The following is a 19,570-nucleotide window of genomic DNA, read 5'->3' as shown; positions in this document are numbered from 1 at the left end:
TCCTCCTTACGCCAGCGCCACCCGAATCGGGATCTGACCCAGCCGGATCTCGTCGCCCTCCCCCAGGGCCTGCGGGGAGTAAGGCGCCAGACGCGTCCCGTTGAGATACGTCCCGTTGGTGCTGCCCAGATCCTCGATGTAGAACCGGCCGTCCTGGTAGAACACCCGGGCGTGGCGGCGGGACACCCCGCCTTCCAGACCCCCGTCGGACGTGAGGTCCACCTGGGGGAAGATGCCGCGGCCCACGTCCAGCCGCCCCAGGAGCACCTCCTGATCCGGGCGGATCACAATCCGGCGGCCGGAGGTGAGCACCTGCAGCACCAAGCTCTGCGGCGCGGTGGGAGCCTCCGCGGCGCGCCCGGAGGCTGTTCCGATGGGAGAAGGAACCCCCTCCGGAAGCGGTTCCGTGCGCAGGGGGCCGCCCGTGAGCAGATACACGCCGCACTCCGGGCAGAACAGGGCCCCGACCGGATATTTGCGCCCGCACAACGGACACTCGATCATGAGGGTCCTCCCGAATCAGGGGGCGGAAGCATCAGCATCCGCGTTTTGTATTTTAAGGCGAGCTGCTGGCCTCTGGGAACCGCCTGACCCTGCAACAGGCGGGTGGCGGCCTCCAGCGCCTCCCGGGCCAGATCCGTCGCTCCCAGCTCCAGGAGGCGGGTTCCCACCTGCTGGAGCCGACGGGCGCCTTCCTCCCATCTCCCAGCCCGCACGGCCGCCCAGGCCTGCTCCTGCAGGCGGTAGATCACCACCCGGGCCAGGGCCTCCCATAGCGGACCAGGGGGCTCCACCGTCAACGGCTCCTCCGGGAGAACCGGCGCCTGCACCATCCACTGCGCCCGGATTGGGCGAGACGGGTTCCCCGGGACCTGTCCCCGCAGGTCCAGGTGGGCGAGCTCCCGCCAGCCGGGCTCCAGGGGAGGCAGGGCGAACTCCAGGAGCACCTGGATCGGCCGGGAGAGGTGCAGCGAGCCCAGATACCAGCCGGTGTCCTCCCGCGGTGGAACCCGCAGCTCCGGGCGGATCTGATACAGCCCGGTGAGCTGGACGCCCTCGGCCGGTTCCACGATCAGGCGGAGGTCCTCCGCGCCGAGCTCCTCCAGCAGCCGCAGGTGCTCCAGGAAACGCTGGCGGATCTCCTCCGGCGAGGTGATGTAACCGGAGATCCCACCGCTGCGGGCAGCGATCTCGTCCAGCAGCTCGTCGTTCCAGTCCTCGCCGATTCCGAACGCGCTGATCCCGATGCCCACCTGACGGGCCTGCTCCGCGAGCTCCCGGCAGCGATCCTCGTCTCCGTAGGTTCGGCCGTCGGTAAGCAGGATCAGATGGGCCGAAGCGCCTGCCCGCCGGGCGCGGAAGAGCTCCTGGAACCCCAAAAGGAGCCCCCGATAGATCTCGGTGCCCCCGCCGGCCTCCAGGGTGGCCAGCCGACTATGCAGCCGATGGCGTTCCTCCGCCGGGCTCAACGGCCAGACGACCTCCGCCCGGTTGTGGAAAGCCACCACCGCCAGTCGATCCCCGGGCTGCAGATGGGCGGCCAGCTCCAGGGCAGCGGCCTTCGCCTGGTCCAGACGCGGCCCCCGCATGGAATTGCTTCGATCTATCACCAGGGCCAGATCCACCGGCCGGCGCGAGGGTTGGGCCTCCGGGGGCATCTCAATGGTGAGCAGAGCGTAGAGGATCTGGGAGGTCGACAGGGCCGGCAACCGGGGCCGGCTGAGGAGCAGCTGCCCCCGCAGGGCGAAGCCCGGGTCGCTCCACCGTGCCTGCCGCTGCCGATCATACGCCGCCCGCCGCTCGGGATCGGAGAGGACCTCATAGGCCTCGTGGACCAGCCGGAACAGCAAGGAGGTCTCCGCCCCGGGCATCACATCGGGATGGACCCGGCGCGCCAGCGCCCGGAAAGCCTGCTTGATCTCCTCCGGGCTGGCCGTGGGCGGAACGCCCAGGATGGCGTAGTAATCCAGGAACTCCTCGTGGCCGCTCATCGCCCGACCAGGATCACCGAGATGTTGTCATGGCCTCCGGCCGCCCGGGCCTGCTGAACCAGACGATCGCATGCCTCCTGCGGAGAGGCGCTCTCCCAGATCGTCTGAAGGATCTGCTCCTCGGGGACCTCCCCCCACAGCCCGTCGGTACACAGCATGAGCCAGGCATCCGGGGGAAGGGAGATCCGACGGTAACCCGGGCTCAGCCGGCTGGGATGCCCCAGGGCCTGATACAGGAGGTTACGGGGGATCCCGGCTGCCTCCTCCGCGCGGATGCCCTGAAGGGAGATCATCCGCTGCACCAGGGAATGATCTTCGGTCAGCTGCTCCAGGCGGTCCGGCCAGACCAGATAGGCCCGGCTATCCCCTACGTGGATGAGGTGAACGCTGTCCCCGATGATCAGGGCGCCGACCACAGTGGTTCCGCCCCCGGGGACCGCCTGGAGGATCTGGGCGTTGGCCGCGCGGACCGCTTCCTCCAACAGCTCCTTGATCGGATGGTCCGGGACGCGACGGGCGAGGTGCGGGATGAAGAGATGGCTGGCCAGGTAACGGGCGATCTCCCGGACGGCGAGATCGCTGGCCTGCTCGCCCCCCCGATGGCCGCCCATCCCATCAGCCACCAGGAAGAGCCCGACCGGCAGCAGGCTCCCGGACCCCTCGTAAACGGTGTGCAGGATCAGGAGCGCGTCTTCGTTGCGGGCCCGGATCAGGCCGGGGTCGGTGGCCCAGCCGAAGCGCAGCCCGACGGCGGAGCGAGGGGGCATAGGGGGAAGGGGCATGGTTCCTCCAGACGGCTCCGGCGAGGGTGGGGCCGCCTCCGCCGGCACTCCGGAGGCTGGGGCGGCCGCCGCCGGCGGCTCCGCCACCTCCGGCGCGGAGGGTTCTTTCTCCATCCTGCGCTTCCCGAACAGCCGTCGCAGCCATTTCATCCCTTTCCTCCCCCCGAGGCCCGGTCCGGGGATCGGACGGGCCCATGATTTTTCGAGGAGGGGCTTCAGCCCCGAACCTCCCTCTTCGATCTCACAGGGTCGCGGCGAAGACCGCTCCTGCAGTCCGAACCCTCACGAATCGCATCGGATCCCGCTTTACGCTCCCACCGGGCTCAAGGCGTAAACCCGATGGTCCATCGAGGTCACATATAGCGTCCCCTCCCACCACTCAGGGGCGGAAACGATGGGACCCTCCGTCTGGAAGGACCAGAGGGCGTTGCCGGTGCGGGCGTCCACCGCGTAAAGGCGGCCGTCTGTGGATCCCACCAGGACCTGTCCCTCAAGCAGGAGGGGAGGCGCGTTGACCTGTCCGCCGGTCTGGAACCGCCAGTTCGGGTTGCCGGTCCGCGCGTTCAGCGCGTAGAGAAAGCCATCGGCGGAGCCCACATAGATCACCCCCTCGGCCGCCACCGGGGAGGAGAGGACCGGCCGGCCGGTGCGGAACCGCCAGATGGCCCATCCGGTGCGCGCGTCCAGAGCGTAGACATGCCAGTCCCAGGAACCCACCACAGCCAGCTCGGCGTCGATCCACGGCGAGGCGGTAACCCCCCTGCGGGCGGTGAACTGCCAGCGGATGTTCCCCCGCATGTCCAGGGCGTAGACGCCGCCGTCCTCGACCCCCACCACCAGGGTCTCCCCGTAGAAGCCGGCGGAGGAGCGGATGGGCGCGGCGAGATCCACCCGCCAGAGGACGCGTCCGGTCTCCAGGTCGACGGCGTAGAAGAAGCCATCATCGGCGCCGAAGAAGACCACCCCGGCGACGATACGAGGGGTGGTGTAGATCGGCCCGCCCGCCTCCATGGTCCACAGCAACTGACCGTCCCGGATCCGCAGGGCGTAGAGCCGGCGGTCCAGCGAGCCCACCACCAGCCGGTCCCCGGCCACCGCCACCGCCCCGCCGATGCCGCCCTCCGCGGCGAATTTCCAGCGGAGCTTCCCATCCTCCGCCGAGAGGGCGTAGACGTTGTGGTCGTAGGAGGTAACGAAGAGCATTCCTTCCGCGGCCACCGGGCGGGAGCGGATCTCATCCTCGCAGGCGAAGATCCATTTCACCCGGTAAGGGGTGGAGGAAGCCCGGACCGAGGGGATGGCCGGGGAGCGCGAGGCCGCTGGCATCCCCATGGCCGCAAGAAGGGCCTGTTTCATCTCCATCGCCGACTGGAAGCGCCGGTCCGGGTCATATTCCAGGGCGCGCATGATCACCTGGGCCAGGGCCTCGGGGACCGCCGGGTTGACCCGACGGATGGGCCGTTCGTGAAAGGAGAAGGGGGGCTCCAGGCGCGGGTCCTGCCGCGTCAGCAGGTGATGGAGCGTGGCCCCCAGGGCATAGATATCCGTGCGTGGATCCGCGATCCCGCGATACTGCTCCGGGGGGCTGTAGCCTTCGGTGCCGATCATCGTCCCCCGCTGGCCGGCCTGGAACACCTTGGCGATCCCGAAGTCCACCAGGAACACCCGCCCGTAAGGGTCGACCATGATGTTTGAGGGCTTGAGATCCCGGAAGATGATCGGCGGCTGCTGAGAGTGAAGATAGTGCAGCACATCGCAGATCTGCACTGCCCAGCTCACCACCTCCTCCACGGGCAGCATCCCCTCGGTGCGCCGCAACCGTGTCTCCAGGTCCTCCCCGGGGATATACTCCATGACGAGGTAGTGGCGCTCGCCCTCTGTGAAGTAGTCGTAAATCTTGGGGATGGCGGGATGGCTGAGGGTGGCCAGCATCGCCGCCTCGCGCTCGAAGCTCTGCTGGGCCAGCGCCCGCATCCGGGGGTCTGGGATATGGCTGATCATCTCCTTCAGCGCACACAACCGACGCACCGAGGGGAACCGGAGGTCCAGGGCCAGATACACGGTGCTCATCCCCCCCGCGCCGAGCACCCGCTCGATCCGATATCGCCCCTGGAGCACCTCCCCTGGCTTCAGCAAGGTGGGCATCTGCGTCGGGTCCAGCTTCTGCGTCTCCATCCCTCTCTTCCCTGGATCCGGGATCCCAGGCGCCATCGCCGTCTGCCCTCCTATGATACCGCTATGGTTAAAATCCTTATACCGGACTTTGGTCATCTCCCCCGGGGGTCCTCCGGGGGGGCCTCGGAGGGGTGGGAAGGGGGGCGATGCGGTTGAACGAGCTGGTCGCGCACTATGATCCCTCCCTGGTCGCCCACATCCTCCGCCAGCAGGGATGGCCGGCGGAGGAGGGATCGGGCGCTGAGGAGCAGACCCTTGCCCGCCTGAGCGATCGGGACCGGCTGGCGGCCCTCTGGACGGGCCTGCCGGCAGAGGGCCGCTGGCTGGTGGAGGGCCTGCAGCAGGCGGGCGGATCGATGCCCGCTCTTGTCCTTTCGATTTTATATGAGGCGACGGCGGAGGACACCCCAGCGATCCCCTTCGAGGAGCTGGCCGTCCATCTGGCGGCCCTGGGTCTGATTTACTGGCATCGCGGGGGATTGCGCGTGCGCTCCCTCCGGCCCCAGGGAGAAGCGGTCCTGCCGGACGAGGTGGCCGCTGCCCTCCCGGTGCTTCCGTCTCTTCCACCGGATCGCGTGTATCCGGCCTCTCCCCAACGGCTGGCGCGGGACCTCGGGCGGATGGCCCGGTTCCTCCGCCGCTCCTCTGGGATCGCCCTGACCCGGGATGGACGGTTGCCGGCGCGGTGGGTTCGCGCCCTCCAGCGCTGGCTGGGCCTCGCCGGCTCCCCGCGCGACCTCGCGTACATCACCTTCCTCCGGCGCCTGCTGGAACGCATGGGTGTGCTTCGGACCCATGGGGCGACCCTGATCCTGGAGACCCTGCACCCCTTCTGGGAGCAGGAGGCGACCGATCGCGCGGCCGCCGCCTTCCACGCCTGGAAGGGCGCCGGGATCTCCGAGGGGGAAGAAGGGGAGCATCTCTCCCCGGAGCTTTTGAGGGCGCGCCTCGAGCAGGGGCTGCGTGGGCATGAGGCCGGGGCGTGGATCCCCCTGCCCGCCCTGGTGGCGGCCGCCCTGCGGGAGCCAGCCGCGCGCGCGCCGGACCCCCTCTCCCCGGCCGGTCAGGAGCGGGCCGCTCGCTGGAAAGCCTGGCTGATGGAGGAAACCCTCTGGCCGCTGCACTGGCTCGGCGTTCTGGACCGAGGGGATCGAGGCGGGCGCTGGACGATGGCGCGGCTGACCGCCTTCGGAGCCTGGATGCTGGGGGTGGGGGAACCGGTGGCGCTGCCGGAGGAGGGTGGGCGCCTTGTCGTCCAGCCCGATTTCCGGATCCTGGCTTTCGAGCCGATCTCGGAGGCGGTTCGCACCGCCCTGGAGGCCTTCACGGAGCCGACGCCGGGGGAGCCGATCTCCATTTATCAGATCACCCGCGAGGCCCTGTATCGAGGGCTCTCCCAGGGCTGGGACATCCCGCGCGTCATCCGCTTCCTGGAGGGGATCAGCGGCGAGCCTCTTCCGCCGAACGTGCGACGCTCCCTGGAGGATTGGCACCGGCGGTTCAATCGGGTGCGAATCTACCGGCGGGTGACCCTGGTCCGGAGCGGGGAAGACGGGCTCCCGGCGGATCCGTCCCTCCGACCCCTGGGGGAGGGCCTGGGCTGGACCGGGGAGCGGGCCGAGGCACTGGCGGCCCGCTGGCGGGCGCGGGGGATCCGGCCGTGGATGAGCGGGTTCCGATCGGAGGATCTGCGCAATCAGGTGGTGGCGGAGGATTCCGGGATCTTGCGCTGGACCGGGCCCTTCCCCCATCCGGGGGTGGAGCGATTGCTGGAGCCGTTCACCGAACGCACCCCGGAGGGATTCCGGATCACGGAGGCGTCGCTGCAGGCAGGTCGGGAGGCCGGGTTAAGCCTTTCGGAGATCCTGCAACGGTTGCAACAGGTGCATCGGGGGCCGCTGCCGGCAGGGCTGCTGGCCCGGCTGCTGACCTGGAGCGAGCATCCGCCGCGGGCGCGCTGGGAGCCGGTGATCCTGTTGCGGATGGATCGGCCGGAGATCCTGGAGGCGCTGTGCCGGGAGCCTGCCCTTTCCCCCTGGGTCCGTCCCCTGGACGCCCACACCCTGATGGTGCGGGCCGATCACGCCTCTGCCCTGAAGGCCTGGCTGGAAGCCATGGGGATCACTGTAGAGGAAGTCCGGTGAAACCGGTCTCCTCCAGGGCCAGGGCCCGAACGGGTGATCCGACCCAGGCGTCCGCTTACGCTTCCCACCATCCAATGGCCCGCAGGTGGCGAGGGTAGAGGTTTTTGAGCCGACCGCGCTCGGCCCGGGCCCAGCCCAGCGGGAAGCCCTCCAGAGCGATGAGGGTCCATCCCTCCTCCCACGGCCCCTCCAGGGGATGCCCCTGCAGATACGCAGCCACCCGGGGATCGTCCAGCGAGAGCTCCAGCACCTGACGCACCCGCCGTGGATCCAGGGCCATCGCCAGGGCGTGGTCCGGCTCAAAGCGATCGTCACGCGCCCGGCCCAGCCACCATCCCGGCCGCAGCACCCGCAACCCCCGCCACAACGCCGGCGCCATCGGCGTCCGATAGACGTGATCCCCTCGCAGGATCAAACCGTCCTCCGGCAGGGGCGCCTCCAGGGTTTTCTCCCAGAAAGCTTCCAGAGCCCGCCGAACCCGGCCCGGCAGATCGCTCTCCGGTCCCGGACGATGGGGCCGCTCCTCCCCCCTCCGCCGGAAGAGCGCGTAGAAGTGCCCGTGCCCCGGCCCCCGGTGTGGCCACAGCCGCACGGCGCGGACCAGACGGGGATCTCCCCCCTCGATCCATTCCGGGCGTCCCCGGTCGAAGGCCGGATGGCGGGGGGGATCCACCAGGTCGAACTCCGGATGGGCGCGCAGGAAGGCGTCCACCACCCCCTCGTTCTCCTCCGGGGCGAAGGTGCAGGTGGCATACAGAAGCCAGCCTCCCGGCCGCACCATCCGGGCGGCCTCCGTGAGGATGGCCTTCTGCAACCCGGCGGAGCGACGCACCCGCTCCATGCTCCAGGCCCGGATGGCCTCGGGGTCCCGGGCGAACATCCCCTCCCCGGAGCACGGCGCGTCCACCAGCACGCGGTCGAACAACCCCTCCCAGCGCCGGGCCAGGCGCTGCGGGGTCTCGTTGGTCAGCAGCGCGCAGGTTACCCCCATGCGTTCCACATTCAGGGCCAGCACCGAGGCCCGCCGGGGCTGGATCTCGTTCGCCACGAGAACCCCGGTGTTGCGCATCCGTGCGGCGATGTGGGTGGTCTTTCCGCCGGGCGCTGCGGCCAGATCCAGCACCCACTCCCCCGGCTGGGGGTCCAGCAGGATCGCCGCCGCCATCGCCGAAGGGTCCTGCAGATAATACAGGCCGGCGGCGTGATACGGATGCAGGCCCGGCCGGGCTTCGAGGTCCTCCAGGACGAAGCCCTCCGGGCACCAGGGGACCGGGGAAAGCGGAAACGGGGAACGGGACCGGAAGGCCTCCGGGTCGATCTTGAGGGTGTTGACCCGCAGGCCGGTGCGGTAGGGCCCGCTCAGAGCCTGAAGGAAGGGCTCCGCCTCCGGCCCCAACCACCCCTGCATCCGCCGGACGAACCGCTCCGGGAAGGTCATCCGCCTCGCTCCACCAGATCATCCGCCTCGCAGCTCCTCCCTCCCATTATCTGGACGCCGCGACATGCGCCCAAACCCGAGCCGGGCGAATTCGACGCGGAGAGGACCTCGGTGGGCGGCCTTGAAAGGCCTCCCATCGGCTCTGCGGCTTTCACGGACTCTTCGAGGAAAGCCGGCAGCTCCTGGCATGCGTCCGCGCTCCGGCTCGCCGCTCGATCCGCGGGCGATGAACTGGACCCCCCGGGGAAGGCGGCGTATAATCCGGTCCCGGAGGAAGAGAGTATGGAGGAGCCGCGCACACCGGTGGCGCTGGAATCCACAGAACCGATCCTGGAGCGGGCGGAGCGAGGCTCGCACCCGCTGATCGCCTTCCTGCGGGAGCTGATCGAGACCGCCCTGATCGTGCTGGTGGCGATGGCTCTGGTCAACACAGCCACTGCCCGCTTCCGCATCGAAGGCTCCAGCATGGAGCCCACCCTGCACGATGGGGAATACGTGCTGATCAGCAAGGTCAGTTACTGGTTCGGTTCCCCCCAGCGGGGGGACGTCGTGGTCTTCCGTTTCCCTCACGATCCCTCCCGCGATTTCATCAAGCGGGTGATCGGGCTGCCGGGGGAGACCATCGCCATCCGGGACGGCAAGGTCTTCATCAACGGCCATCCCCTGGAGGAGCCTTACATCCGCGGCCCGATGGGATATACCTATGGGCCGGTGACTCTGGGGCCTGGGGAATATTTCGTCCTGGGCGACAACCGCAACGCGTCCAACGACTCCCACAACTGGGGGACCCTCCCCCGCTCGGCCATCATTGGGAAGGCATGGTTGATCTACTGGCCGCCCTCCCGCTGGGGCCTGATCCGGAATCCCTTTGGGAGGGAGGTGCCCTAAGGACCCGGTGCCACCCCAGGGGCCGCGCCGGCCGCGGCCCACAACGCCAGCCGAAATTCATTTCGGCATACATCCTGCCATCCAAAAGTAGGGGCGGCTTTCGCCGCGACCCTTCCCGTCTCGAACAGGAAGCGATCCATCCATGCGCAGGCCATTCATGAGGCGATCGGATCCTTGACGATGTGGACTCGGGAGGCGCTGGCCGCGCGGATCGATCATACGTTGCTCCGCCCGGAGGCCACCCCGGCGGACATCGACCGGGTGTGTGAGGAGGCCGTGCGTTACGGCTGCGCGGCGGTGTGTGTGAACCCCATCTATGTCGCCCGCGCGGCCGAACGGCTGGCCGGAACCCCGGTGAAGGTGGCCACGGTGGTGGGGTTCCCCCTGGGGGCGAGCCTCACGGCGGTGCGGGTGGCCGAGGCCAGCCTGGCCCTGGCCCAGGGCGCTCAGGAGCTCGACATCGTGCTCCCCATCGGCCTGTTCCGGGCCGGGGCGATCGAGGCGGTGCGGGCGGATCTGCAGGCGATCATCGCGGTGGCCCACGCCGCGGGAGCCGTCTGCAAGGTGATCCTGGAGACCGCCCTGCTCCGCCCGGAGGAGAAAATCCGGGCCGCCCGCCTGGCCGTCGAGGCCGGGGCGGATTTCGTGAAGACCTCCACCGGCTTCGGGCCGGGCGGGGCGACGGTGGAGGACGTCGCGCTTCTGCGCCAGGCGGTAGGCCCCACAATCGGGGTGAAGGCCTCCGGCGGCATCCGCACGGCGGAACAGGCCATCGCCCTGATCGAGGCTGGCGCCACCCGATTGGGGACCAGCGCCACCGTCGCCATCCTGGAAGCCCTGCCGCTCCGCGCCGGCTGAGCGGCACCTCGGCCTGGGCGTCGAAGGGATTCAACCAGGAGGTTTCGATGTGGCCCTGCCCGAACTGCCGGATCGGCTATATGCGGCCGCGCCGGATCACCTACGCCGGCTACCACGGGGACTTCTTCATCGTCATCCCGAACATGCCCGCCTATATCTGCGATGTGTGCGGCAACCGCCAGTATGACGAGGAAGCCCTGCTCCAGCTGATGCCGCTCATCGGCCCTCGCGAGGAGGGCGGGCAGGCCCAGGACCTCGGGGTGGAACCTCCCGATCGCCCCCAGGGCCCGGGGTGGGGAACGCATCGGCGTCCCGCCTGAGCCCGTCCCCTTCCCTTCCCGCACGCCGCCCAAGGGGAAGGGTGTGTCCCGATTTTGTCGGGCCTGGCCGCCTTGCAGGACAACTGCTCGCAGTTGTCCTACAATTTTGGGATACACCCAAGGGGAAGCCCAGCGCCTGTGGATCGGAGGTGCGCGCTCGGGATGAACGCCCGAACGGATGCTCCATCAGAAGCCCTCGGGATCTGGGTCCTCCGCTTCCTGGACGCCCGGATCGCCGCGGAGGGAACTGCCCCTTCCACCCTCCGCTCTTATCGACACGTCCTCTTCCGGCTCGTCCGTTTCCTGGAGGCCCGGGGCTTCCGCCGCTGGGCTGAGGTGGACGCCCCGGCGTTGCAACGCTTCCTGGATGAAAACGTGCTCCAGCGCGGCGGATCGGTCCGCACATGGAATCAGCGGCTGGCTGTCCTGCGGGCCTTCTTCCGCTTCCTGGCGCAGGAAGGAGCCATCGCGGAGAACCCGGCCCTCGCGCTGAGCTGGCGCCTCCCCACCCGGGGCTCCCGGCTCCCCCTTCCCCCGGATCAGCGCCAGCGCCTGATGGACTTCGCCCGGTCCCTTCCGGAGACCCCCCTGGGGCTACGAGACCGCCTGATCTTGCATCTCATCGGCAAACTGGGGTTGCGGGCCGGCCAGGCCGTTGCCCTCACCCTGGAGGACATCGATCCAGAGGGGGAGCGCCTGCGGATCCAGACCCGCGCCGGCTGGCGCATCTACACGCTCCCGGCGCCGGTTCGGGAGTCCCTGATCCGGTATCTCCAGACGGGACGCCCTCGTCTGGTTCGGGACCCGGAGAACCGGGCCCTGCTCCTCAACCGCCGGGGGGATCCGCTTACCCGCCAGGGCCTGTGGCGGGCGATCCGGGCCCTCGGCCGGCGGGCAGGGCTCCTGGACGTTTCCCCAGAACGGTTGCGGCAGCCCCCGGGCCTTCCCTTCTCGACCCCGGGGAAGGAGGCAGGATGAGGAAGGGATGGACCCGTCGGACCTTCCTGTTGCGGGCGCTTCCGGCCGCGGCGGGAGGGTGGCTGAGCGCGTGCCGGGTTCTTTCGCCTCCCCCTCCCACGCCGAGCCCGGTGCCGCCGACCCCCACGCCCCGGCCTTCCCCGGCCGGGACGGCGACGGCGGCGCTGGAGGCCCTTACGCGGGAAGCGATCGACGAACTCTGGGCGCTGCTCACCCCTGCCTCCCAGGCGGCCATGCCCCGGGAGGACCTCCAGGCGCGCTGGCGGGAGACCCTCAACGCCGCCGGGGTGCAGGCCATCGAGATCCAGCCGTTGAGCCTGATCGAAGAGGGAGAGAGCGCCCGGGCCCGCTACCGCATCCGCTGGAAGACCGCCCTGTTCGGGGAGCGCGAGGCGGAGGGCACGCTGGAGCTGCGCTGGACCGCCGGCGGCTGGCGGGTGGTCTGGCGGGATGCCCTCCTCTGGCCGGAGCTTCGGGAGGGCGAACGGCTGCAGGTGGAATACGTGATCCCCGAGCGGGCCAACCTCTACGACCGCGAAGGACGCGGCCTGGCCGTCCAGGGGGAATGGGTGGAGATCGGCGTGGTGCCGGGGCAGATCGCCGACGAGGGGCAACTGCTCGCGCGCCTGACCCAGGCCACCGGGCTCCCTCCGGAGACCATCCGGGCGCGTTACGCGGGCGGGCAGCCGGACTGGTATATGCCGGTCCTCGCCCTCCCCGCCGATCGGGTGGCGCCGTTCCTGACCGACCTGGAGGCCACCCCCGGCGTGGTCCTGCGCTCCCGCAGCGGACGGATCTACGCGGGCGTGGCGGCGCAGACGGTAGGGATCGTGGGCAAGATCCCGGCCGAGGAATTGGACGCGTGGCGGCGCCGGGGCTATCGGGGCGACGAGTGGGTGGGGCGGATGGGCTTAGAGGCATGGGGGGAGCCTTACCTGGCCGGGACTCACGGCGGCCGCCTGTGGATCCAGCCCTCCCGCCCGGAGGACGGTCCCTCGCGGCTGCTCGCCGAGCGGCCTTTCACGCCGGGCCGCCCCATCACCACCACCCTGGATCGGGAGCTCCAGGCTCGGGTGGAGGAGATCTTCGGGGATCGGACGGGAGCGGTGGTGGTGATGGATCCGCGCAATGGGGACATCCTGGCCATGGTCAGCCGGCCGGCCTTTGATCCCAACGCCCTGTTCGGGCCGAACCCGCCGCCGCCCCCACCGGGGGCTTTCCTGAACCGGGCCACCCAGGGCCTGTATCCCCCCGGCTCGATCTTTAAGATCGTGGTGATGGCCGCTGCCCTGACCCACGGGTTCACCGCCCGCAGCACCTTTCAGGATCCGGGCTACTGGGATGGCCTGGGGCCGGGTTATCGGAAGTGGTGCTGGCTGCGGACCGGCCACGGCATGGTGGATCTTCCCACCGCCCTCACCGTCTCCTGCAACGTGGCCTTCTATCAACTTGGGTTCGCCCTCCATCAGCAGGATCCGGATCTCCTCCCGCGGATGGCCCGGGCCTTCGGGCTGGGCGCTCCCACCGGGATCCGGGGGGTGCCGGAGGAGGCCGGGCTGGTGCCGGACGCGGCGTGGCGGGCGCAACAAGGGGGTCGACCCTGGTCGGTGGGGGACGCGGTGAACATGTCCATTGGGCAGAGCGATCTCCTGGTGACCCCATTGCAGATCGCCCGGATGCTGGCGGCAGTCGCCAACGGGGGGATCCTCTACCGGCCCCGGCTGGTGCAGCGCATCGGCCCCGCCCCCGGGGTCCCCGAGGAGACCTTCCCCCCGGAGATCCAGGGGCGTCTCCCCGTTCCCGAGGAGGCCCTGGCGGTCATCCGGGAGGGTCTGGTGGGCGTGACCACCCATCCCCGGGGGACGGCCACCTGGGTCTTCCGGGGGATGCCCTTTGCGGTGGCGGGCAAGACGGGGACGGCGGAGACGGCTCCGGGGCGGCCGCCGCATGCGTGGTTCGCATGCTATGCCCCCGCGGATCGGCCGGAGCGGGTGGTCGTGGTGATCGTCGAAAACGGCGGCCAGGGCTCCGCCGTCGCTGCCCCCATCGCCCGCCAGATCCTGGAGGCCGCCTACAGCCTCCCCCTCACCCCCCTGCCCACCCCACCCCCGCAGGAAGATCGGTGAGGATGAGGCGATCCCAGCACGCCTACAGCAGACCCAAGCGCTCACCCGGGATCCCCGTGGAGACCGACAGGCGATCCGATCCTTCACCGAGCCCCGGAGGGAGAACTTGATGTTCCATCCCATCCGACCATGGGATCCACTGCAACGCATCCAGGATCTCCGGAGAGACCAGATCCCCCGAGACGTCGCAATCCCCAATCATCCTGGACCTGATCTCGGCACTTTCCGCTACAGGGGAATCGGAGAAGATAAGCGTCAAAGCGTCCGTCTTGCGGTCGGAGATGATCTTTCAAAACGATCTATCTCCCGGATGAGAGCTCGGGCCTTCCCAATCGCGCAACGGCATGATCTGGCGGAGCGGCGGGATATCCGCGGGCCACGGCGAGCTCCCGGCGGGCGTTCGCGCGGATCCGGGCGATCGCTTCCTCGGTCAGCGGGCGCCCGAAGGACATGAGGCCGGCTAAACGGAAGCCGTGATGTTCCGCCAGGCGGGCGATCTCCTCCACCCGCTCGATGGAGAGACGGCGGCCCAGGCTGTAAGGCTCATACCGGCCTTCCAGGGCCAGCGTGATGGTCTCCGCCATGCACGCATACGCCATGCGCGGGGGGAGCCCGAAATCGAAGCCGAAATCCACCTCCCCGGGAACCTCCACGATCCCCCCGTCGATGACCAGGACGTCGTCCCGCCGGGCAGCCACCGCCGGGGAGACGTTGCGGGGCTGGGCGACATCGCAAACCACCGCGCCGGGCTTCAGGTGCTCCGGTCCGATGATGGCGACGGGGGAGCTGCTCACCACCAGGACCAAATCGGCCTCCCGGAGGGCCTCCAGCCCTTCGGCCACCTGCGCCCGCGCGCCTTCTGCCTCCACGAGGAGCCGGATGGCCTCCAGCCGCTCCGTCCGGCGCCCGGCCAGGATCACCCGGGGCACCTCCCGGGCCAGCAGCCGGGCGGCCACCCGACCGATGGCCCCGGCCGCCCCCACCACCGCCGCGGTGGCCTCCGGAAGGGAGATCCCCATCCGCTCCGCCGCCTGCCGAAGGGCCTGCAGGGCCACCGCCACGGTGTAGCTGTTCCCCGTCGTCACCGGGATGCGCAGGCCTTTGGCCACCGTGACCCCGGCGTCCCCGATCACCGCGGTGAAGGCCCCCAGCCCGAGGATGCGGGCGCCGAGCCGCTCCGCCAGGCGCCCCGTTTCGATGATCTTGCGATAGGCCCGCTCCAGCGGCAGGGAGAGCATCCGCTGCGGGGTAAGCGGGCATGCCAGCAGCCAGCCCTCCACCGTCCTCCCGGTGGCCCGGGAGCGGATCCCGGTGACGCGGGAGAGATACACCGGGGGGAAGTAGGCGGAGAAGAAGTGGATGGCCGGCTCGGGCAGCAGCCGGCCCAGCAGCGGGAACTTCCGCTGCACATCCCGCTTCGGGTCGATCGGATGGATCATGAAGGCGAAGGTTCCCATCCTCCACCTCGCCGGTCCCACGCGCCGATGCCGCTTAAGGGGCGTTCCCTCGCTCCAGAGCCGGGGCCGCCTCCGGCTGGCCAACCTCTTCCTCCCGCGGATACAAACGCGGATACAGGGCGGCCCCGCCCGGGATGCGCAGGTGATCGCTGTCCTCGTAATACACGTTCCGGGTGATCACGTGATGGTCGGAGGTGGCGAAGAGGACCACGTCGGACTCGATCATGCGGGCGGGGTAGATCACCAGCCCGGAGCCCAGGCGGCAGTGGTGGCCCACGCAGCCCCCCAGCACCGGCATGCCGGCCTCCACCAGCTCGCCGCGGAAGTGAGTGCGGATCGGCTTGGGGAGCAGGTTGAAGTCGGTGAAGGTTGTCCCCGCCCCGATGAACGTGTCGCGCCCCACCACGCACAGCTGCAGGCAGGTGTTCTGGGCCACCATGGAGTGTTCCATCATTGTGGTCATGAAAAGGGCCGCCCGGAAGGGAAGGAAGCAGCCGTCCCCCACCACGCTCAGCAGCACCTGAACCCCCTGGCCGATGTTGACGTTGTTGCCGATAATGCTGTTGGCCACCACCGCCCCCGCCCCGATGGTCACGTTGTCCCCGATGATCGTCGGCCCCTGGAGGACCGCCGTGGGGTCGATCTGGACGTTGCGGCCGATGCGCACCAGCGCGGAGGACGAGAGGACCTGACGGCGCTCCAGCATGGCCCGCCAGAGGATACGCAATTTCACGTCCAGGCGCTGGATGCGGTCCTCCATCCGGGCCCCCTCGGCGAAGATCCCGAAGGGGGAGTTGGCCATGAAGACATGGACCCAGTGCTCGATGGAAAGAAAGGCGCGCAAGGGCACCCAGAAGGTGAGATCCCCCTGGCGGGGCGCCATGTAACGCGGCACCCGATAGTAGCCGATCTCCCGGGCCAGGGTTTCGATCACCAGCGGGCGCGCGTAGGATTCCTTCCCATAGGGGAAATACCACATGTCGGCCACATAGACATCCCCCTCCCGTCGGATGCCCCGCTGCAGGGGAAGGGCATGGTGGACGATGGCGGGGTCGTTGAGGGCGAAGGCCACCCGGCAGGCCTTGTTGAGGCGCCGCGCCCGCTCCAGGAACGTCCGCAGGAAGGGCTCATCGAAGAAGAGGTTATCCCGATACACCAGGGTCGGCACACGATCGTCCGGCACCTCGTCCAGGGAGTCCACCTCCAGCTCCTCGTCGCAGTAAGGCGCGAGCAGATCCCGCTGGTGCAACCAGAGGGGCTTGTTCAGCACCATGAGATCCCGCGCCGGCTCGTTGAAGGGCGGGATCAGCCGCCGATCCCGGATGATCACCTTCCGCAACTTCCCATTCATCAGTCCCCCCTTCCCTCTGTCATTGCACGCTAACCGACGCTCTGTCTGAGGGGAGGATTCCGGGTCCTTGCCTGTCCAGACGGATCCTTCGGCTTATGCGAGCAGGAAATCCGCGAGGGCTTGCCGGAAGCGTTCGGGCTCGTCGAGCATGGGGAAGTGGCCGGCCTCCGGCATCCAGAAGATCGACGCCTGGGGGGCCTCCCGAGCCAGCACGAACGCCTGATCAGGGTTGACGATGTTATCTCGGGCCCCATAGATCCCCAGGACGGGCGTGCGCAGCTCCCGGAGCCGCGGCCGCAGGTCCGTGCGGTGGAGGCTCCCGATGCTCTGGAAGAACGAGCGCAATGAAGTGCGGGAGAGATCCCGCTCCCACATCCGATACCAGGTCCGCCACGCCCGGGTGATGGTCGGCGAGGCCAGATAGGTCCCCGCCTTCACCGCCACCGGGAAGGTGTAGGCCAGGAAGGCCCAGAACGGCCGCCCGGCCATTTTCAGGAAGAAATTCAGGGAGCTTCCCGTGATCGGGGAACCCACCACCGCCACCCGGGTCACCCGCTCCGGATGGGCCAGGGCGACCCCCAGGGCGACCGTCCCACCCATGGAGTGGCCGACCAGGGCGGCCGAGGCGATCCCCAGACGATCCATGAACTGGGTCACCAGATCGATGAAGCTGGGGACCGTGAAGCTGGCGCGCTGGCGATCGGACTCCCCGAATCCCCAGAAATCCAGCGCGTAAGAACGGCAATGGCGGGACAGGGCGTTCATCGTGTCGATCCAATAAGCCCAGGAGCCCAGCCATCCGTGCAGGAAGATCACCGGCCGGCCTCGCCCGATGACCTCATAATGGACGATCCCCTGTTCCGTAACGATGGAGCTCATCTTAGCGGGAAGCGGACAGCTCTTCCAGGATGGCGTAGAGCAGCTCCAGGACCACGTTCTTCACGCTGTCGCGGCGGGTGGCCACGCACGGGAGCACCTTGACCCGGCCGTCCAGGCGCAGGGCGATGCGGACGTCCTCCGGATCCCAGGCGTCCTCAAGGTCCTGCTTGTTGGCGGCGACCACGAAGGGGGTCTGGGCGTAGCGGCGGAAGGTGTCCAGGATGTTGCGGGCCTCGCGGAAGGTTTCCGGTCTGGTGCTATCGACCATGACGATGAAGCCCAGCATCCCCTCGGCCAGGATCTCCCACATGAAATCGAAGCGTCGCTGGCCCGGCGTGCCGAACAGATACAGCACGAGGTCCTTATCGATGGTGATCCGCCCGAAATCCATGGCCACCGTGGTCTGGTCCTTGACGGCCCGCTCCGCCGGCGTGGAGATCCGCCGCTCGGTGGAGACCACTTCGATCTCGCTGATGGTGCGGATGAACTGGGTCTTGCCCGAGGCGAAAGGCCCGGTCACCACGATCTTCACCGCCTGCATGGATCGTCTGCCCTCCTGGGGGATAGGACCTCACAGCCTGCGGAAGTAATTGATCAGCTTCTCCACGACGGAGCGGGAGACGCCGCTGCCGGGCCTGGGGGTCGGGACTCCGGGCGGCGGCGCGGCCGGAGGCGGGGCGCCGAGCTCGATCAGGCCGGCCTGGAGGAGCCCGTAGATGATGCGACGGATCTGGATCTCGTCCATGTTCAGACGGCGCATGATCTGCTCGATGGTGTTCCGCCCGTTGACCTGGCTGATCACCCGCCATTCCTCGGGGCTCAGCTGCACCTTGCGGATGGTTTCGGGGCGGCTGGTCAGCCGGACGGGGATGTCCAGATCCGGCAGCTCCTCCTTCAGGCGCTCCACCTCCCGGAGGCGGCGGACCCCCTCCATGATGATGTTCTCCAGGTCCACGGGGACCGGGATGCGGTTCTGGACCGGCTGGAGGTGGGGCTCGAAGCGGAAGGCGCCTTCGTTCCAGGCGAACAGCCGATAGACCACATCCAGCATCTGCGCCCGCAGGCTGGCGAGGATGTCCTGCTGGGTCACGTAGCCGGCCTCGATCAATTTCAACCCCAGGACCTTGTCATCCTGAACCCGGGAGAGGTCCAACGCTTGCAGCTGTTCCGGGCGGAGCTTCCCGGCCCGGATCAGCACATCGGCCAGGCGGCCGTCCTGACGGTCTAAAGCCGCGTAGATCAGCTTGCCGTCCTTAAAGCACAACTGGGCCGTGCCGTTGCGGCTTTCCACCGTCAGGGTCCCGGTCTTCCGGGCCAGGTGGATGAGGTTCAGCAACTGGGTGGTGTGGAAATCCCGCAGGTTTCCCCTCAACGCCATCCCGGTCCTCCTGAACGTTCATTCCGCAGCAGAGGCCTCCTCCCGCGCGGGTCCCAGCACGGCGTCCACCAGGAGGGGGAGGATCTCCGCCACATCCCCGCGGATCTGCAGATCCGCATAACGGTCGGCGGCGGTAGGGGAGAGATTGATCAGGATCAGGCGGGCCCCGTGCTCCTTGGCCAGGATGGGGAGATCCCCCGCCGGGGCCACCTCCAGGGAGGAGCCGGCCACCAGGAAGACATCCGCCCGGCGGGCCTCCTGCTGGGCGGCGAGGAAAGCCTGGGCCGGCAGCTGCTCCCCGAACAGGATGACGTTCGGCTTGAGCACTCCCCCACACACCTCGCAGCGCGGGATCGTCCCGTTCTCCAGAAAAGCGTCCAGGTAAGGGGCGGCGGGGACCTTGCGGTAGCACCGGATGCAGGTGGCCTCCCGCAGATGCCCGTGCACCTCGATGACCCGACGGGAGCCCGCCTTCTGGTGAAGCTCATCAATGTTCTGAGTGATCAGGGCTTTGAGGATGCCGGCGGCCTCCAGGCGGGCCAGGGCGTAATGGGCGGGGTTGGGCCGGGCCTCCCGGATCATACGGGCCAGGGGACGCACCCACTCAAAAAACGCTTCGGGACGGCGGGAGAAGGCCCAGATGGAGGCCACCTCCATCGGATCGTAGATCGTCCACAGCCCGGAGCCTTCGCTCCGGAAATCCGGGATCCCCGAGGGGGTGCTGATCCCGGCCCCGGTCAGGGCCACCAGATAACGCGACCGGCGGATCATCTCCGCCGCGCGGGCCAGCTCTTCCATGCCCACC

18 protein-coding genes are annotated in these 19,570 nt (G+C 69.0%); 6 read left to right on the top strand and 12 right to left on the bottom strand.

Annotation, left to right across the window (positions count from 1 at the left end; translation table 11 throughout):
• Positions 1-6 precede the first annotated feature (6 nt).
• From KNN16_RS02200 to KNN16_RS02185, 4 genes are all read right to left on the bottom strand, one after another.
• Positions 7-504, bottom strand: a complete 498-nt coding sequence (locus tag KNN16_RS02200; protein ID WP_299286110.1) for an FHA domain-containing protein — start codon at positions 502-504, stop codon at positions 7-9.
• Entirely contained in the window at positions 501-1,991 is a 1,491-nt protein-coding gene (locus tag KNN16_RS02195; protein ID WP_303898463.1) for a VWA domain-containing protein, read from the bottom strand. The genes KNN16_RS02200 and KNN16_RS02195 overlap by 4 nt, the downstream gene beginning before the upstream one ends.
• A complete protein-coding gene (locus tag KNN16_RS02190) occupies positions 1,988-2,923 on the bottom strand; it encodes a PP2C family serine/threonine-protein phosphatase (protein ID WP_303898461.1) in 936 nt (311 codons plus the stop codon). The genes KNN16_RS02195 and KNN16_RS02190 overlap by 4 nt, the downstream gene beginning before the upstream one ends.
• A gap of 156 nt (positions 2,924-3,079) precedes the next feature.
• Positions 3,080-4,948 (bottom strand): PQQ-binding-like beta-propeller repeat protein, encoded by a 1,869-nt coding sequence (locus KNN16_RS02185; protein WP_299283930.1) that lies wholly within the window; start codon positions 4,946-4,948, stop codon positions 3,080-3,082.
• A 146-nt stretch (positions 4,949-5,094) separates the two neighbouring features.
• Here KNN16_RS02185 and KNN16_RS02180 point away from each other — a divergent pair, with 146 nt between their 5' ends.
• The gene (locus tag KNN16_RS02180) at positions 5,095-7,092 is read left to right on the top strand and encodes a helicase-associated domain-containing protein (RefSeq protein WP_303898459.1); all 1,998 of its coding nucleotides are present in this window, start codon (positions 5,095-5,097) and stop codon (positions 7,090-7,092) included.
• Between the two features lie 55 nt (positions 7,093-7,147).
• On the opposite strand, the gene KNN16_RS02175 is transcribed toward KNN16_RS02180, so the two are convergent.
• Complete coding sequence (locus KNN16_RS02175; RefSeq protein WP_303898457.1) at positions 7,148-8,530, bottom strand: RsmB/NOP family class I SAM-dependent RNA methyltransferase; 1,383 nt, start codon at positions 8,528-8,530, stop codon at positions 7,148-7,150.
• 282 nt (positions 8,531-8,812) lie between these two features.
• On the opposite strand from KNN16_RS02175, the gene lepB reads away from it, so the two are divergent.
• From lepB to KNN16_RS02150, 5 genes are all read left to right on the top strand, one after another.
• Positions 8,813-9,418 (top strand): signal peptidase I, encoded by a 606-nt coding sequence (lepB, locus tag KNN16_RS02170; protein WP_299283924.1) that lies wholly within the window; start codon positions 8,813-8,815, stop codon positions 9,416-9,418.
• Positions 9,419-9,598: 180 nt separating this feature from the next.
• Positions 9,599-10,276, top strand: coding sequence for a deoxyribose-phosphate aldolase (deoC, locus tag KNN16_RS02165; RefSeq protein ID WP_299283922.1), 678 nt, complete (start codon positions 9,599-9,601; stop codon positions 10,274-10,276).
• Positions 10,277-10,323: 47 nt separating this feature from the next.
• Positions 10,324-10,596 carry a YgiT-type zinc finger protein gene (locus KNN16_RS02160; protein WP_088570992.1) on the top strand — a complete coding sequence of 91 codons (273 nt, stop codon included), beginning with the start codon at positions 10,324-10,326 and terminating at the stop codon, positions 10,594-10,596.
• 162 nt (positions 10,597-10,758) lie between these two features.
• Positions 10,759-11,574, top strand: coding sequence for a tyrosine-type recombinase/integrase (locus KNN16_RS02155; RefSeq protein WP_303898455.1), 816 nt, complete (start codon positions 10,759-10,761; stop codon positions 11,572-11,574).
• Positions 11,571-13,700, top strand: a complete 2,130-nt coding sequence (locus KNN16_RS02150) for a penicillin-binding transpeptidase domain-containing protein (protein ID WP_303898453.1) — start codon at positions 11,571-11,573, stop codon at positions 13,698-13,700. The genes KNN16_RS02155 and KNN16_RS02150 overlap by 4 nt, the downstream gene beginning before the upstream one ends.
• Before the next feature lie 22 nt (positions 13,701-13,722).
• Here KNN16_RS02150 and KNN16_RS02145 read toward each other — a convergent pair whose 3' ends face one another.
• The 7 genes from KNN16_RS02145 to KNN16_RS02115 all read right to left on the bottom strand — a co-directional run bounded on the left by KNN16_RS02145 (position 13,723) and on the right by KNN16_RS02115 (position 19,563).
• On the bottom strand, positions 13,723-13,983 hold the full coding sequence (locus KNN16_RS02145; protein WP_303900581.1) for a DUF2283 domain-containing protein: 261 nt from the start codon (positions 13,981-13,983) through the stop codon (positions 13,723-13,725).
• A gap of 16 nt (positions 13,984-13,999) precedes the next feature.
• Positions 14,000-15,157 (bottom strand): hypothetical protein, encoded by a 1,158-nt coding sequence (locus KNN16_RS02140; RefSeq protein ID WP_303898451.1) that lies wholly within the window; start codon positions 15,155-15,157, stop codon positions 14,000-14,002.
• 34 nt (positions 15,158-15,191) lie between these two features.
• Positions 15,192-16,508: a hypothetical protein gene (locus KNN16_RS02135; RefSeq protein ID WP_200808113.1), complete on the bottom strand. Its 1,317-nt coding sequence runs from the start codon at positions 16,506-16,508 to the stop codon at positions 15,192-15,194.
• Positions 16,509-16,601: 93 nt separating this feature from the next.
• Positions 16,602-17,387, bottom strand: a complete 786-nt coding sequence (locus KNN16_RS02130; RefSeq protein WP_299283905.1) for an alpha/beta fold hydrolase — start codon at positions 17,385-17,387, stop codon at positions 16,602-16,604.
• A 1-nt stretch (position 17,388) separates the two neighbouring features.
• The gene (locus tag KNN16_RS02125; protein ID WP_299283903.1) at positions 17,389-17,928 is read right to left on the bottom strand and encodes an ATP/GTP-binding protein; all 540 of its coding nucleotides are present in this window, start codon (positions 17,926-17,928) and stop codon (positions 17,389-17,391) included.
• Positions 17,929-17,958: 30 nt separating this feature from the next.
• Complete coding sequence (locus KNN16_RS02120; protein WP_303898448.1) at positions 17,959-18,765, bottom strand: DUF4388 domain-containing protein; 807 nt, start codon at positions 18,763-18,765, stop codon at positions 17,959-17,961.
• Positions 18,766-18,783: 18 nt separating this feature from the next.
• Entirely contained in the window at positions 18,784-19,563 is a 780-nt protein-coding gene (locus KNN16_RS02115) for an NAD-dependent deacylase (RefSeq protein ID WP_303898446.1), read from the bottom strand.
• Positions 19,564-19,570: the final 7 nt, after the last annotated feature.

The sequence above is a fragment of the Thermoflexus hugenholtzii genome (assembly GCF_018771565.1).
Taxonomy (GTDB): domain Bacteria; phylum Chloroflexota; class Anaerolineae; order Thermoflexales; family Thermoflexaceae; genus Thermoflexus; species Thermoflexus hugenholtzii_A.
This window is presented reverse-complemented; position numbering and strand designations above follow the sequence as displayed.

Excerpts from the sequence above, each read along its gene's own strand:
- KNN16_RS02200 (WP_299286110.1), bottom strand. The coding sequence starts at position 504 with ATGATCGAGTGTCCGTTGTGCGGGCGCAAATATCCGGTCGGGGCCCTG.
- KNN16_RS02195 (WP_303898463.1), bottom strand. The coding sequence starts at position 1,991 with ATGAGCGGCCACGAGGAGTTCCTGGATTACTACGCCATCCTGGGCGTT.
- KNN16_RS02190 (WP_303898461.1), bottom strand. The coding sequence starts at position 2,923 with ATGAAATGGCTGCGACGGCTGTTCGGGAAGCGCAGGATGGAGAAAGAA.
- KNN16_RS02185 (WP_299283930.1), bottom strand. The coding sequence starts at position 4,948 with ATGGAGACGCAGAAGCTGGACCCGACGCAGATGCCCACCTTGCTGAAG.
- KNN16_RS02180 (WP_303898459.1), top strand. The coding sequence starts at position 5,095 with ATGCGGTTGAACGAGCTGGTCGCGCACTATGATCCCTCCCTGGTCGCC.
- KNN16_RS02175 (WP_303898457.1), bottom strand. The coding sequence starts at position 8,530 with ATGACCTTCCCGGAGCGGTTCGTCCGGCGGATGCAGGGGTGGTTGGGG.
- lepB (WP_299283924.1), top strand. The coding sequence starts at position 8,813 with ATGGAGGAGCCGCGCACACCGGTGGCGCTGGAATCCACAGAACCGATC.
- deoC (WP_299283922.1), top strand. The coding sequence starts at position 9,599 with ATGTGGACTCGGGAGGCGCTGGCCGCGCGGATCGATCATACGTTGCTC.
- KNN16_RS02160 (WP_088570992.1), top strand. The coding sequence starts at position 10,324 with ATGTGGCCCTGCCCGAACTGCCGGATCGGCTATATGCGGCCGCGCCGG.
- KNN16_RS02155 (WP_303898455.1), top strand. The coding sequence starts at position 10,759 with ATGAACGCCCGAACGGATGCTCCATCAGAAGCCCTCGGGATCTGGGTC.
- KNN16_RS02150 (WP_303898453.1), top strand. The coding sequence starts at position 11,571 with ATGAGGAAGGGATGGACCCGTCGGACCTTCCTGTTGCGGGCGCTTCCG.
- KNN16_RS02140 (WP_303898451.1), bottom strand. The coding sequence starts at position 15,157 with ATGGGAACCTTCGCCTTCATGATCCATCCGATCGACCCGAAGCGGGAT.
- KNN16_RS02135 (WP_200808113.1), bottom strand. The coding sequence starts at position 16,508 with ATGAATGGGAAGTTGCGGAAGGTGATCATCCGGGATCGGCGGCTGATC.
- KNN16_RS02130 (WP_299283905.1), bottom strand. The coding sequence starts at position 17,387 with ATGAGCTCCATCGTTACGGAACAGGGGATCGTCCATTATGAGGTCATC.
- KNN16_RS02125 (WP_299283903.1), bottom strand. The coding sequence starts at position 17,928 with ATGCAGGCGGTGAAGATCGTGGTGACCGGGCCTTTCGCCTCGGGCAAG.
- KNN16_RS02120 (WP_303898448.1), bottom strand. The coding sequence starts at position 18,765 with ATGGCGTTGAGGGGAAACCTGCGGGATTTCCACACCACCCAGTTGCTG.
- KNN16_RS02115 (WP_303898446.1), bottom strand. The coding sequence starts at position 19,563 with ATGGAAGAGCTGGCCCGCGCGGCGGAGATGATCCGCCGGTCGCGTTAT.